General features: G+C 47.3%; 13 protein-coding genes. 3 read left to right on the forward strand and 10 right to left on the reverse strand.

The features are described 5' to 3' along the window. On the reverse strand, nucleotides 1–1243 hold a 1243-nt coding region (locus IQ219_RS08540; protein WP_194072334.1), incomplete at its 3' end, for an FAD-linked oxidase C-terminal domain-containing protein. Nucleotides 1244–1462: 219 nt separating this feature from the next. Here IQ219_RS08540 and IQ219_RS08545 point away from each other — a divergent pair. Next, nucleotides 1463–1786, forward strand: a complete 324-nt coding sequence (locus IQ219_RS08545) for a DUF3082 domain-containing protein (RefSeq protein WP_194072335.1) — start codon at nucleotides 1463–1465, stop codon at nucleotides 1784–1786. Between the two features lie 94 nt (nucleotides 1787–1880). On the opposite strand, the gene IQ219_RS08550 is transcribed toward IQ219_RS08545, so the two are convergent. The 3 genes from IQ219_RS08550 to IQ219_RS08560 form a co-directional block, all read right to left on the reverse strand. Further along, nucleotides 1881–2105, reverse strand: a complete 225-nt coding sequence (locus tag IQ219_RS08550) for a riboflavin synthase subunit alpha (protein WP_194020354.1) — start codon at nucleotides 2103–2105, stop codon at nucleotides 1881–1883. A 545-nt stretch (nucleotides 2106–2650) separates the two neighbouring features. Then, on the reverse strand, nucleotides 2651–3193 hold the full coding sequence (locus IQ219_RS08555) for a thioredoxin family protein (RefSeq protein WP_194072336.1): 543 nt from the start codon (nucleotides 3191–3193) through the stop codon (nucleotides 2651–2653). A gap of 112 nt (nucleotides 3194–3305) precedes the next feature. After that, nucleotides 3306–3734, reverse strand: a complete 429-nt coding sequence (locus IQ219_RS08560) for a M48 family metallopeptidase (protein WP_190598481.1) — start codon at nucleotides 3732–3734, stop codon at nucleotides 3306–3308. 236 nt (nucleotides 3735–3970) lie between these two features. Between IQ219_RS08560 and glpX the strand changes: the two genes are divergently transcribed. Further along, entirely contained in the window at nucleotides 3971–5008 is a 1038-nt protein-coding gene (gene glpX / locus IQ219_RS08565; RefSeq protein ID WP_190598480.1) for a class II fructose-bisphosphatase, read from the forward strand. A gap of 126 nt (nucleotides 5009–5134) precedes the next feature. Here glpX and IQ219_RS08570 read toward each other — a convergent pair whose 3' ends face one another. The 5 genes from IQ219_RS08570 to IQ219_RS08590 all read right to left on the reverse strand — a co-directional run bounded on the left by IQ219_RS08570 (nucleotide 5135) and on the right by IQ219_RS08590 (nucleotide 10963). Next, complete coding sequence (locus tag IQ219_RS08570; protein ID WP_194072337.1) at nucleotides 5135–5749, reverse strand: IS1 family transposase; 615 nt, start codon at nucleotides 5747–5749, stop codon at nucleotides 5135–5137. 460 nt (nucleotides 5750–6209) lie between these two features. Next, entirely contained in the window at nucleotides 6210–6461 is a 252-nt protein-coding gene (locus tag IQ219_RS08575; RefSeq protein ID WP_194072338.1) for a hypothetical protein, read from the reverse strand. A gap of 24 nt (nucleotides 6462–6485) precedes the next feature. After that, nucleotides 6486–7643 carry a DegT/DnrJ/EryC1/StrS aminotransferase family protein gene (locus IQ219_RS08580; protein WP_194072339.1) on the reverse strand — a complete coding sequence of 386 codons (1158 nt, stop codon included), beginning with the start codon at nucleotides 7641–7643 and terminating at the stop codon, nucleotides 6486–6488. Between the two features lie 350 nt (nucleotides 7644–7993). Continuing rightward, nucleotides 7994–8833: a diaminopimelate epimerase gene (dapF, locus tag IQ219_RS08585; RefSeq protein ID WP_194072340.1), complete on the reverse strand. Its 840-nt coding sequence runs from the start codon at nucleotides 8831–8833 to the stop codon at nucleotides 7994–7996. A gap of 117 nt (nucleotides 8834–8950) precedes the next feature. Beyond that, nucleotides 8951–10963 (reverse strand): NAD(P)-binding protein, encoded by a 2013-nt coding sequence (locus IQ219_RS08590; RefSeq protein ID WP_194072341.1) that lies wholly within the window; start codon nucleotides 10961–10963, stop codon nucleotides 8951–8953. 177 nt (nucleotides 10964–11140) lie between these two features. Here IQ219_RS08590 and IQ219_RS08595 point away from each other — a divergent pair, with 177 nt between their 5' ends. Next, nucleotides 11141–11950: a glutathione S-transferase family protein gene (locus IQ219_RS08595; protein ID WP_194072342.1), complete on the forward strand. Its 810-nt coding sequence runs from the start codon at nucleotides 11141–11143 to the stop codon at nucleotides 11948–11950. Nucleotides 11951–12098: 148 nt separating this feature from the next. On the opposite strand, the gene IQ219_RS08600 is transcribed toward IQ219_RS08595, so the two are convergent. Next, a partial coding sequence (locus IQ219_RS08600; protein WP_194072343.1) for a ShlB/FhaC/HecB family hemolysin secretion/activation protein occupies nucleotides 12099–13831 on the reverse strand: 1733 nt, incomplete at its 5' end.

Here is a 13831-nt window from a genome sequence, read left to right on the forward strand (position 1 = left end):
CCACACAGCGCTTAAGGATTTCTCCCCCCAATTCTTCTACTTTTTCCCAAGCTCCCGGTACTTTTTGGTCGTACAAAATTAGGGGATGTAAATTCCCGTCTCCAGCATGAAAAACATTAGCAATGGCAAAGCCGTATTTTTCGCTCAAAGCGTTAATATCACTTAAAATTTGTACTAATTGAGTGCGGGGCACTACCCCATCTTGGACAAAGTAACTGGGGCTTAGTTTACCCGCCGCCGCAAAGGCCGCTTTCCTGCCTTTCCACATTTTTAAGCGGGTTTCTTGGTCATAGGCGATCGCCGTATTGCGGGCTCCATTATTACGGCAAATTTCCTCTACTTTGGCTTGGTTTAATTCCACTTCAATGGGAAGACCGTCTAGTTCTACTAGAAGAATGGCCGCCGCATCCCTAGGGTAACAATTAGTGGCCACCACATCTTCCACTGCATTGATACTGAAATTGTCCATAATTTCCATGCCCGCCGGGACGATGCCCGCCGCAATGATATCGGCTACGGATTGGGCCGTGGCTTCGAGGGAAAGAAAGTCTGCCAATATAACACAGATGGATTCTGGGGTTTTGAGAATTTTTAGGGTAATTTCCGTGGCAATGCCTAGGGTTCCTTCCGACCCGACAAATAGGCCGGTTAGGTCATAGCCGGGCATTTCCGCAACTGGTCCCCCCACTTCCACAATGGAACCGTCAGGAATGACCAGCTTTAGCCCCAGTACATGGTTAGTAGTGGTGCCGTATTTCAAACAATGGACTCCACCGGAGTTCTCGGCAATGTTACCGCCAATGGAACAAACAATCTGACTGGAAGGATCAGGAGCATAGTAAAAGCCTGCGCCACTAACGGTTTGGGTAACCCAGTTATTCACTACTCCTGGTTGGACAACAATGGTTTGATTGTCGTAATCCACTGCCAAAATTTTTTGCATGCGAGTGGTGACAATTAACAGGCTATCTGTCCCCGGTAAGGCTCCCCCTGATAACCCGGTGCCAGCTCCCCTAGCAATCCACGGAATTTGGCGATCGTGGCAGAGTTTAACTACTGCGGCCACCTGTTCCGTTGTGCGGGGTAATACCACCAGGGCCGGCCGTTGCCGATAACCCGTTAAACCGTCGCATTCATAGGTGAAGAGCTCATCTTTGCGTTTAATTACCCCATCTTGCCCCAATATTTTTTCAAGCTGGGGGATGAGGTCAACGGCGGAATTTACTGGGGAAGATACAGTCATGGGGTTTGACAAAGTCCAGGGAAATCAAACAATTCCAGGCTTGGAACCGCTAGATGGATCGTGGTATTATTCTACCGCTTAGGGATAATACAGGGCTTTAGCGCTGGGAGATCTGGAGAATTGGGCGCAGTAATTTACTTAATACAGTTATGGATGGTTCTTGGTGATGGATAATTTTTTCCCTATGTTTTCTGCAATGACACTTTTGAGGGTTTGCCCATGACTGAACCTTCCCCCCAACCAACTAAAATGGAGCCAGTGCCCCCCACTCCCCTGCGTTGCTTGGTCGGTTCCGGCATTTCCGCTTCCCTGGCCTGGGGGTTGTATTTGCTGACTTCGGCGATCGCCGTTAGTTTTGCCAGTAAGCCGATGTTATCCGATAAGGCCATTGTCCAGCGCATTGCTTCAGCGGTGAGAACTTTGGTGTTGGGACTAGCCTCCATGGGCACCTTTATTTTTGCCTTTGTGGCGATCGGCCTAATTTTGTTGATGATTCAGTTAATTGTGCAAAAACAACCCTCTGGCAATGATGGAGGGAGTTAATAGGTTGGAGGTGTTAGTAAAAATACGCCTTTTAACTAAGCGTTCGGAAACTTGAAAGATCTGGTCAATATTGGGCAATATATCGTCGATGAACCTATTCCATAGGAGTGTTTTGACTTAAACGATAAAATCGCTCCACACCGAAGGGAACTGCGGCCAAGGTCAGTTTTAAGGCCCAGGGAGCAAAAAACAGGGTAACTAAAATGGATAACACTGCCACACATCCTAACGAGGCCCTGATTACGTCTTCCTGCACAGTGAAGCAAAGGATGGCAGAAAAAGAGGCTAAAGCCAAAGATAGGATGGAAAGTACCAACATAAAGCAGTAAGTTTGAGGATGCAGAGGGAGTTCGATCAAGCCAAAAACTCAGTCAGGCGATCGAATGGAGGCTAGGTAAATAAACCTTGGGGCGGCAGACAGTTCCATGGGGAAATATCAATCCTTCACCGCTGTATTTGAATATACCATAAACTTTTGTTAACGGGCAGACAGGGCCCAGTTCATTGCTTACTGCTCTGGGAATTGCCTCTGTTTTGCCGGGAAAAAGATTTAAACAGTCGGCGATTGTGTCGGATTGAACTGCCTCTGCCCTGTTGAAACGGGCTGTGTTCTGCACTTCCAGATTCCCTTGGGATAACCCTAACCCTGAGTCTTGACTAGGTCGGCGAGCTTAATTGGGAAAATAGGCAAAAAAATAAGGAAGTCCGCAAGGAGTCTTGCCATGTTTCGACCCTCCGGTTGCTTCCTTATTAATCTTACTCCTCACACACAAATAGATACTAGCCGATCGCCCAAGGGCTGGATAGCCGAACCTGTAGCAGTTTAATGATTGGCATAGTTTCTAGCTATGTTTAGTTAATTCCCTAGCCTGGGCGGGGATTGCCGTGACTGCGGGGAGAGGTGGGGTCAGCTTCAATGGTGCGGTTTTCCACCACCGAAGTTTGGCCAGTGACATTGGCGTAGGGGATCGGTTCGTGGGCTAACAGGGCAGTGATGTTTTGCTCCAACACTCCCAACGGTTGTTCTCCAATGCTCTCGGCGATCGCCGTGCCGGTGTCATCCAGGTAAACAAAATGGGGAATACCATCCACCCGATAGCGCAGCACTTCAGGCAACCATTTATTGTTGTCCACATTGAGCATGGCAAAGTTAACTGACCCGCCATAGTTTTTCTTCAACTCTGCTAAATCCGGAGCCATGGCTTGACAGCTAGTACACCAATTGGCATAGAACTCCACCAAGGTGGGACGACCATTGTCCAGGGCTGTGGCCAGGGGGATGGCCCGCTGGGCTTGGGCTTCCAGGGAAGTGCCCTGGGTTTGGGTTTGAAAACCGAGATAAAGGGCCGCACTCAGGGCGATCGCCACTACGGCTAATAATGCGTTACGAATTTTGGCCGGGGTCATGGGCTGGAGATATTGGAACAAGGTGGGGAATTCTATTCAAGGTAACAAACCAACGCCAGAGACTGATTGGTTGCTTGAATTTTGCCTAACTAAATAAGGCCAATGGGACAGGCTATTCCGTCAGCCATTTTTTAATCCGTTCAATGTCCCGCCAATCGGGCTTACGTTGGAGACCGTCATCCAAGCTTTCCATCACCCCAGTAGCAATTTCTTGATCGAAGGACATCATTTGGGCCGCCAATTCCACCTGTTCCCGTACACCAGTTTTTTTATTGGCCAGCATGGCCAGGGCATAGTTAACCCTGGCCTGGGGGTGGTAGCCGTCGATTTTCACCGACCGCTGGGCCGCTTTGAAAGCCAAAGTTGGCTTGTCGTCTAGGAGATACAGCCAAGCAAGGCAGGCCCACACCGTGGCGTTTTTCGGGGAGCTATCGGCAATTTCCTTAAATACTGGAATCAGGGTTTCGGGGCCTTCCCCCCCGTTATATCTGGCGATCGCCTGGTTGAAAGCATCTTCTGGGGAGATTACGGACTCAGTCATGATCACAATTAGCTGAATTTGGCAGTGGAATGGTTCAAAGCAGTCAAAAAGCAGGCAGACAATCCGCCCAACTCTTAATCTTAAGGGATCTTTTGGTCCCGCCGCGGTCAGGGCCAAAGCCGACTTCCCCTCCTCGGCAATGCTGTACGCTGATCCCCCCCTCTGATAGACTTTTGACTATTAACACTTAATCACAAGCTAGGGAAACCTAATCAGCAGTTGGGAGGATTCAATTCGTGGACAGCACCCTCGGTTTAGAAATTATTGAAGTCGTAGAACAAGCGGCGATCGCCTCGGCAAAATGGATGGGCAAAGGTGAAAAAAACACCGCCGACCAAGTGGCCGTAGAAGCCATGCGGGAACGGATGAACAGAATTCATATGCGGGGCCGCATCGTCATTGGCGAGGGGGAAAGGGATGACGCACCCATGCTCTACATCGGCGAAGAAGTAGGCATTTGCACCAGGGAAGATGCCAAATCCTTCTGCAATCCCGACGAATTGGTGGAAATTGACATTGCCGTTGACCCCTGTGAAGGTACCAACCTAGTGGCTTATGGTCAAAATGGTTCCATGGCAGTGTTGGCTATTTCTGAAAAAGGTGGTTTGTTTGCCGCTCCCGATTTCTACATGAAAAAACTGGCGGCCCCCCCGGCGGCCAAGGGTCACGTTGACATTGATAAATCTGCCACCGAAAACCTGAAAATTCTCTCCGATTGCCTCAATCGCAGCATCGAAGAATTGGTGGTAGTAGTCATGGATCGTCCCCGCCACAAAGAATTGATCCAAGAAATCCGCAACGCTGGCGCTCGGGTCCGCCTCATCAGTGATGGAGACGTTTCCGCCGCCATTTCCTGTGCTTTTTCCGGCACCAACATCCACGCTCTGATGGGTATCGGTGCTGCTCCTGAAGGGGTAATTTCCGCTGCTGCCATGCGCTGTCTGGGGGGTCACTTCCAGGGTCAGTTAATTTACGATCCCGAAGTGGTTAAAACTGGCCTGATCGGTGAAAGCCGGGAAGGTAACCTAGAGCGGCTCGCTTCCATGGGTATTAAAAATCCTGACCAGGTTTATAACTGCGAAGAATTGGCCTGTGGCGAAACGGTACTATTTGCCGCCTGTGGCATCACCCCTGGCACTTTGATGGAAGGGGTACGCTTCTTCCATGGTGGTGTGCGGACCCAAAGCTTGGTCATTTCCAGCCAGTCCAGCACCGCCCGCTTTGTGGACACTGTCCATATGAAGGAAAGCCCCAAAGTAATCCAACTGCACTAATTTCTTTCTCGGCAACTATCCCCGGAAGGTCAAACTCTGGGGAAATACATAGCCGTTTTCCTTGTCCCCTGAAGCTCAGATTTTGGGGGACTTTTGTTTTTAGCTAGTATTATTCATGTACTGAAGTTAAGATAAAGCCAACCTTAAATCCTCATTATAGTGGTTGATAAAATATAAAATAGCAGATTCATGATTGAAGAAGTCTTTAGAAAATGAAAGGCACTTCCTGAGCAATTTTGAGCATCTTTGCCTTAGGTTATTATTGAATCTTTCTATATGGCTAGTTTCTCCAGTTTCTTTACCACTTGGATGGTGTTTTTGCCGGCACGACATCCTGATAAGACTACCAAAAGTCTGTATAAATCTCTGCACTTTCTCGATATTTTTAGGGTATTGACTCCCAGAATTGCTGAGCATCTTTTCTTGTCCTATCACCCAAATGAAAGCCAAAATTTTCTTCATATTTCTGTTTAATGCTAACCAAAGATAAACAGTGTTTTCTTTTGAGCAAACAAATGACCATAACTCATCACATTCGAGAATCAAACCATTAAAGCAAGACGTTAGACTACTTGTTTCAAAAGAGATTGAGCGATAAAACTTATTAACATAATTCTGCAACCACTTCATTGATATTCCCGGTATTCGTGACAGAACTCTTAGAGAAATTTGCTCTAGAAGACTTCGTTTAATGTATTCAATTTCTTGCTTGCTTATATAATGTTTGGTAGGGTTTTCCACAAATTGCCTGCCGCATTCTTTTCATAAATACCTTCGTTTTTTATTGTGAATGCTGCCATTCTTCAAAATATGTAATGAACCGCACGATGGACAGAGGGGGCGTTTATCTTTGTCATTATTACTCATGGCTCAATCAGTCAATTCAGTGGTGCAAGTTGATATGATTTCTACTATAGCTAAACTTTATGGAATAAAGATGCAAGTAGCTCGAAAGTGCTATCCCTGTCGTAATTGCCATCCATTTTATACTTTCACTACACAGATAACACCACCCAAAATCGAACATTCCAGACATCGTAGTCTTTTTAATTTTCTTGTGAATTTGGTCTCCGGGCTCATTGCCTACTCTTAACACCCTGACAAGCCTTCCTTCGCCATTCCAAATTACCAACTTATTGCGACTTTTTAGCTCTCTAACTCACGTTCACTTAGGCTGTTTTGACGGAAATGGTTTGGGAGCTTACCAATCTAGTACCGGCTTTTCTGCCCCCTGCTCCCGTTTCCTTTTGGCATCCTTTTCAAACCAGGCAATGATAATTTCTGGGGTCAGATCGGCGATCGCCAATTGTTCTTCTTCAGCAATGGTTTGCAAAAGTCGGAAGGAAGAAATGGTGAGACGGGTGAGAAACTTTTCCGGCTGACTGAGCAGGGCCCCATCAACGGCGTGGGACTCGGCAGGGGTGAGGAATTGTTGTCCGGCTTCCATGGGCATAGGTAATTGATGGTTGCAGAAAGTTTAAAGGCTGGGCAAAACTTGGATAATTTTTTCAGCCACCGTTTGCACCGTTTCCGTTTCCATTTCCGGCCAGATGGGCAAACTCAATACCTCCGTGGCTAGGCGATCGCTGATGGGGTTGGGGGCATACTGACCCCGGTACACCGGCAATTGATCCTGGGGCACAGGGTAATAGATCATGGTACTGATACCAATACTTTGCATTGCTTGAGCGAGGGCATCCCTTTTGCCGTTCAAAATCCGCAGGGTGTATTGGTGAAATACATGACCAGTGGTGATGGTGGGCGTAACAATGCCTTCCACCCCTTGGAACAAGTCATTATAGGTTCGGGCCACCCGACGACGGCCGGCGCTCCATTCCTTTAAATGGGAGAGTTTGACGTTCAAAATCGCGGCTTGCAACGCATCCAAACGGGAGTTGTAGCCTAGCATTTCGTTTTGGTAGCGTTGTCTGGAACCGTGTACCCTCAGGCAGCGGGCCAAATCGGCGATCGCCTCGTCATTGGTGGTGATTAAACCGCCGTCACCGTAGGCTCCCAGATTTTTAGTAGGAAAAAAGGAAAAGGCGCCCACATCCCCCAGCGCTCCAGTGTATTTACCCATGAGGGCCTGTTTAACCTGGTCATCACAGTCCTGGTCACAACCCAAGCAATCCCCGGCATAGACGGCCCCAAAGGATTGGGCACAATCTTCAATAATTTTCAAACCATGGTCATGGGCAAGGGCTTTAATTTGGGCCATGGCCGCCGGTTGACCAAATAAATGGACGGGCATAATTGCCTTAGTGCGGGTGGTGATGGCCGCCTTAATTTTGCTTGGATTGAGGTTAAAGTCGGCGATCGCCACATCGACAAAAACCGGTTTAGCTCCCACATTACTGATGGATTCCGCCGTAGCAAAAAAGGAAAAAGGGGTAGTAATTACCTCGTCCCCCGGGCCAATGCCCAATGCCCTTAGCCCAATCATCAGAGCATCGGTGCCAGAGTTAACCCCAATGGCATACTTTACCCCCAGATAATCGGCGGCGGCTTGCTCAAAATCTGCAACGGTTTTGCCCAAAATGAATTGTCCCGATTCCAAGACACCATTCACCGCCTGTTGAATTTCGGCTTTGATCCTTTGGTACTGGGGCTTAAGGTCAAGGATGGGGATGTTCATCGAGCTGCTTAACTAAATATATTGTGGAAAAATAGCGGCGTTGGGCTGAAAAGATGTCCATCAAATTCTAGGGCATGGCCGTCCCCAAGTTGAACAGATTGGCCGTACAGCATCAATGCATTGGCCAAAAATGGGTTCCCCTACTCAATGCCTCTGTTCCGGCACCATCAGCAATGTCCTCCGTGGAAAAAGAACAAAGGTGCTGTGTTTTGGGATTTGAAAGTCCGTTGGTGAAGTTGCAGTTTGTTCCCTAAATCGACCTACTAAAGAGACCGTAATTCTGGGGGACTTTTTGTAGTTTCCCTCCAACTTCAGTATTCAGGGAGTTTTTAGAACCCATTTTTAAACATTCAAATCTCTGTCTGGCCGCTGAAGACCTTTTGAGCTGGCCCCGTCATATAAAGCCGATTGTCCTGGACAGACCATTCAATTTCCAAATCGCCCCCTGGTAATTGCACCGTACAAAGCCGATCGCTTCTACCGGTCAACACCGCCGCCACCACTGTGGCACAGGCCCCCGTCCCACAGGCCAAGGTAATGCCCGCTCCCCTTTCCCAGACTCGCATTTTCAGGCGATCGCCCGCTAAGACCTGAATAAACTCCGTATTAGTCCGTTGGGGAAACTGGGGATGGTTTTCAAACAAAGGACCAATCTCCGTCAAGTTAAGACTGTCCACATCGTCCACAAAAGTCAAACAATGGGGATTACCCATGCTCACACAGGTCACAGCCCAGGTTTGCCCCGCCACTGCCAAGGGTAGATCCACCACTTTTTCCCCCGGTTTAGCCAAGGTGGTGGGAATAAGCTCCACTAACAATTGGGGTTCCCCCATGTCCACTTTGACTTGGCCATCGGCCAACAGTTGGGGGGTGATTACCCCCGCTAAGGTGTGGATGCGATAGGTCTTTTCCCCTACCCCTTCCAAATCTGCCAAAAATTTAGCCAAACAACGGATGCCATTGCCGCACATTTCCGGCTCCGAACCATCGGAATTAAAAATCCGCATGGTGTAATCCGTTCCCCCTTGCCCTGGCAAAGCAAAAATCACCCCGTCCGCCCCGATGCCAAAATGGCGATCGCACAACAGTTGGGCTTGGTCTGGGGTTAAGCAGGGAGCCGCACTCTGACGGTTGTCCACCAAAATAAAATCGTTGCCGAGACCGTGGTATTTACTAAAGCTAAGGGCCATGGGATCAGGTTAGAAGGAAACAACGTAAGGCGATCGCCGTTGGGCATGACAAAGAAACCTATTGCCATTAGTATTCTACGGCAATTCTGTCAGGGAGAGGAATGAGAGTCTTACCGACTAAGAAATTGGAGAGGAATTTTGCTCAACAACGCTTTCAATTTGATTTTGCTGAAGCATTTTTTTAAGCTTCATTGCTTGATAGTAGTACATTTTAAATGGCAAAATTGCTGGCAAATTATTCATTGTTTCCGTCGCCGTTTTCAAAGGACAACCTGCAATGCGAGCAATGGCAGTAATACCATCAAAAATTGACATTTTAGAACTAGCTTTGATGATTTTAAGCTTCCATTGTTTTGGTTTTAAATCCCCTGCTTCAATAGCTTTTAATCCTGCTATCGTTGCCAAGACAATCAGCAAATTACCTGGAATTAGACGTCGGTCTTCCGAGGGCAAGAAAATTGGCTCATCCTCGGATTTTTCCTGATAAATTATCGGGACAACTCCATAGCCATAAGCCACTTCCGCAATTAATAAGCCCTGGAGTGTATCTTGTTCTTCAATGTAATATTGGGTGGCCAAAACTGTCTGTTCTTGCCAACAGGATAAACCAAGGATATTTTCTCCAAAAGCTGCTCCAGTGAACACTTCTGCTGCTGCTACATAGGGGTCAATGATAATTGCTGCTGGTAATAATCCTCCTAAATTTTTCGTCAATGTATCACCATTAGTGCGAATTACTAATTGACAACGGGGATTGATTTTTTGAGTTAGCAATGCCGTTTCAATATTAACAATGTCATCATCAGTAACAACAATAACACTGCTGGCGGTTTCTAGATTAGCTAATTGTAGGCTATCAACTAAGTTATGGCCGTAAATTAAGGGAATATCTAAAAAATCTGACTGGCTAGCAATGGTATTAAAGGTTATACCTAACACATTGATTTTCAATTCCCGCAATTTATTAGCAATTTCTTGTCCAAGTTTGCCTAGTCCAATAATCACCACATGATCTGCTTTTGGAATAGGGGGACGTTTATTGTAAAACTGAAATTTAGACGATAACAGGGCTTGGGTTAATAGGGCATATAGAACCCCGACAAAGGCGGTACCGGTAACGGTCAGAGCTAGACTGAATAACTGTAACCATTCTGGCAAAGCTGATATAGGTTCAAAGGAGTCGAACAAGTCAGAGTAACCTCCTAGTAGTAAAATAGCAGTTACATAAAAGGAAGAAAGTAAGGTGGTACCGGGATAGAAAAAACTGAATAATATCGTCCCTATAATTAAAAGTAAAAACACTATCAAGCCATAGATAATAGCAACTTTTGCTACCTGTTGCTTAAGACTTAAGCTCCAAAAATTCTTGATCCAGCTACTAATCTTAGTTTGAATTAGGCTTCGAAAATGCGAAAAGTTTAAGTTGTTATTTTTCCTATTTAAATTAAAATTATATCCTTTATTTAAGAAATAATTTTCTTCTGTTTCTACATAAATAATCGTATCCTGGGCTTGAATTTTTGCTTCTGGATGCCAGCAATGAAAATCAATTGATCGAGGCGGCAAATCTCCCTGGTGATTATGGCTTAAAATACGACGATGACGATTGTTAATTTCATCCAAAAAATTATAGCTTAGCCAATGGTGATAATCAGGAACTTGCAAACGATTAATTCTAATTCTTAGTCCTCCTAGATTCAGTAAGCTAATGGTTTCTTTACCTAGGGCGGAAAGAGCATAAGCATTGGCTGGTAAATGTTTGGGTTCATAGGCTACAAAATTTCCTAGCTCGTTGCTCAACAAAGAATTGAGATTATCTCTTACACTTCTAACCACTAAACGAGTTTGGGGATTTAAGGCACGGATAGTTATAGCTGTTTCGATATTGATTTTTTCGATGGTGGTAACAATTAAAGCGGCCCGAATGTGGTTGATAGGTAACTGAAGTAAAATACTAGATTTACTGCAATCGCCAATAATTAATTGGTCTAAGTAATTATCTAAGTTTTTAATTTCCCACTGGGGCGGTAGCTGTTTTTCAATAGCAATTATTTTAACGCCAAAATTTTTCAAAGCGACAACGCAGTGCTGCCCCAGATATCCCAGCCCACAAACCAAAAAATAGTCCATAAAAGTCTTACCTGTGATCAAAAAATTGCGGCGACAACTATTAGTAATTTTGGGGTTTATCCTATGCGTAGTGGACGACGCGGACTGTCTTACTCCGACGGTGTGAGAAAGTCGTGTTATGTTGGACTTAAAACAAAATTTGTCTTCGATTGTACACCCAGCACAAAAATCCTCACTATGCTTGAGCTTCATCAGTTTGAACTGTCCCAATATTCGGAAAAAGTCCGGCTCATTCTCGACTTTAAGGGGTTGGATTATCGGACAGTGGAAGTGGTGCCAGGGGTTGGCCAGTTGGAGTTGCTCCGTCTTTCTGGACAAACCAAGGTGCCAGTGCTCAAGGATGGGGACATTGTCATTGCCGATTCGACGGAAATTGCCCTCTACCTAGACCGTAAATATCCCGAAAACCCTCTCCTGCCCCACGATCCGGTGCAACGGGGACAATGTTTGTTGATGGAAGAATGGGCAGACGAATCCATCGGGCTGAAAGGTCGGGTGGCCATGGTGGGGGCATTGAATCAAAATCCTGGTTTGAGGGCTTCTATTTTGCCCAAACAAACCCCTGGTATTTTCAAAAATTTAGTCAGTGCAGTGCCCCCGGCCATGTTGGATTTACTCGGTAGTGGCGTTGGTTTTGGTGGTGATGCGGTCAAGGAAGCTATGCGGGGCCTCCATCAGGACTTGGAAGCCTTAACGTTAATTTTGCAACATCAGCCCTATTTAATTGGCGATCGCCCAACTTTGGCGGATTTAACGGTGGCTGCGTTGAGTATGGTGATCAAAATCCCCGGCGGTGACTATTTAAACATTGCCCAGGAATTGAAGGGTAAGGGCATTCCTGGTTTGGCGGATAACAGTGCCTACAGTACGTTTTTTGAATGGCGCGATCGCCTCTATCGGGAATATCGCCGCAGTCATCGCCCAGGCACAAATCAAACTAACAACGGCGGTGATAGTGGTTCCCCCACCACCATCAATATTGAGTAGGTGGTTTTGAGAAACTGATTTGTGTAAGAGCGTGTTTAGCTGGTTAGGTTAGGTTGACCAATCAAAGCTCCAGCCATGATGGTCAATTTTGACCGGGATTTCCTTGAATAATGGGGAAAACCGAGCCATTTCTCCAATCCGATCTCAGCTACTTACCAAAGGGCGGACGGTAATTGAGCTGGAAATACAGACCATCATTTTGCCAATTGCCGGTCAGGTTATCCAACTTAATCACGGGGATGCCATAGTCAAACCGAAAGTTTAACCCGCTCATACCCAAAATATCCCGCCAAATGATCCCCAGTCCGGGGCCCACCAGCACAGAATTGGGGGGTAACTGGGTGGGGTTGCCAGCACTGTTCCACACTGCCCCAAAGTCCACAAAGGGGGCCAATTCAAACACTGACTTATTATCCCCATCCCTGGCCAAGGTGATGCGATTTTCCACCGAGAGACGAACGCCGTTGTCAGCGGAACGGGCATTTTGTCGATAGCCCCGCAGGGATTGCCCGCCCCCAATGATGAACAGATAATCCGGCAATAAACTATCGGGGGTGAGCTGGAGGTCCGCCTGCACAATAAGCAAGTTATTGTCATCCAGTCTTTGTAGGCGTTGGGCCTGCCCCAGCCAACTGAAAAATTCCCCACTGGGTAGGGGGCTGGGATTGGTGGTGGCATCGAATAGCCCCGTGCCGAGGTTCATTTGGGAACGGAAAAACCACAACCCGTTTTGATCCCGCAGGGTATAGTCCTGGCCAAATTGGAACACGCTGGTGCGGCTGACGTTGGTCAAATCGGGACGGTTTAGCCCCAAAGTGCGACCATCCTGGTAGCGAAAACCAAAACTCAGGGCAAATTCATCTGTTAAAGAGGTCCAGAGGGGTTGGCGGTAACTAACTTCGTACAGGGGGTTACTGCCGGTGATATTAAAAACGTCGAAGGGAGATTGGGTGATTCTGGTCCAGGTGGGCACAAAGCGCAACTGTAGAGTGCCATCGGTGGGATTGAGGGGCACCCGGTAATTAAAATCCAGGATGTCTAAACCCCCAGTGGTGGAAACGTAATAGCTCCCTGACAGGCGATCGCCAAGGCCGGTGAGGTTTTTGTAGTCCAAGTTAATACCGATGCGTTCACTGCCCAAACTAATGGGGGAATAGTTATCAAAGCTGAGGTTGGCACTGAAGGGAAAGGCTTCTTCCACCGTGACGGATAAATTGCTCAGACCCACCTTCCCCGTGGGCAGAAGGCTAGCTTGCACCTTTTCCAGCATGGGGTTAATTTGCAACAGCCGCAGACGTTCCTCCAACTGACCCACATTAACGGGGCTATGGACTCCCTGGACAACCCGGTCACAGATATAAGCTGGGCGCAAACGTCCCCGACCCCGTACTTGGATTGACTCTACCTGGCCTTCCACCACCTGGATTGGCTGTTCTAACCCCCCCCCATTTGGGATTGGTTCCATGGGTCTGGCGATCGCCTGGGAAGTGATGTAACCCTGATTGATGTATAGCTGGGTAATGCCTTCTACTAAGCCTTGGTATAAAACTTCAAATTCCGCCGCTGTCAAGTCCGTGGCAATGGTAAGGGGAACGGAGGTGCTGGGGGGATCCGTTTGCCAGGGTTGGAGGGCGGGTAAAGTTAACAACTCCTGGGGCGAAAATACCGTCATGCCCAGTAAATTTACCTCCAGGGGAGTGCCATCCACCGACCCTTGCAACAGAGGTATGGGCGCTACGTTAGCAGGAGGAGAAGGGCTAAAGCCACAGGTATCCACCGCTTCCTCGGGGCTGGGAGGAGAAGATTCTGGCCCTAGTTCCAATGGAGTAGGGGTAGGGGGAATCTCAACATCGTCTTCCGATGGCAATGGTTGTAGGGGAG

The organism is Synechocystis sp. LEGE 06083, from assembly GCF_015207725.1.
Lineage (GTDB): Bacteria > Cyanobacteriota > Cyanobacteriia > Cyanobacteriales > Microcystaceae > Synechocystis > Synechocystis salina.

What these genes read in the sequence shown, in the direction of transcription:
- dapF (WP_194072340.1), bottom strand. Translation starts at nt 8,833, where the DNA reads ATGGCCCTTAGCTTTAGTAAATACCACGGTCTCGGCAACGATTTTATT.
- IQ219_RS08560 (WP_190598481.1), bottom strand. Translation starts at nt 3,734, where the DNA reads ATGACTGAGTCCGTAATCTCCCCAGAAGATGCTTTCAACCAGGCGATC.
- IQ219_RS08590 (WP_194072341.1), bottom strand. Translation starts at nt 10,963, where the DNA reads ATGGACTATTTTTTGGTTTGTGGGCTGGGATATCTGGGGCAGCACTGC.
- IQ219_RS08580 (WP_194072339.1), bottom strand. Translation starts at nt 7,643, where the DNA reads ATGAACATCCCCATCCTTGACCTTAAGCCCCAGTACCAAAGGATCAAA.
- IQ219_RS08595 (WP_194072342.1), top strand. Translation starts at nt 11,141, where the DNA reads ATGCTTGAGCTTCATCAGTTTGAACTGTCCCAATATTCGGAAAAAGTC.
- IQ219_RS08550 (WP_194020354.1), bottom strand. Translation starts at nt 2,105, where the DNA reads ATGTTGGTACTTTCCATCCTATCTTTGGCTTTAGCCTCTTTTTCTGCC.
- IQ219_RS08575 (WP_194072338.1), bottom strand. Translation starts at nt 6,461, where the DNA reads ATGCCCATGGAAGCCGGACAACAATTCCTCACCCCTGCCGAGTCCCAC.
- IQ219_RS08555 (WP_194072336.1), bottom strand. Translation starts at nt 3,193, where the DNA reads ATGACCCCGGCCAAAATTCGTAACGCATTATTAGCCGTAGTGGCGATC.
- IQ219_RS08545 (WP_194072335.1), top strand. Translation starts at nt 1,463, where the DNA reads ATGACTGAACCTTCCCCCCAACCAACTAAAATGGAGCCAGTGCCCCCC.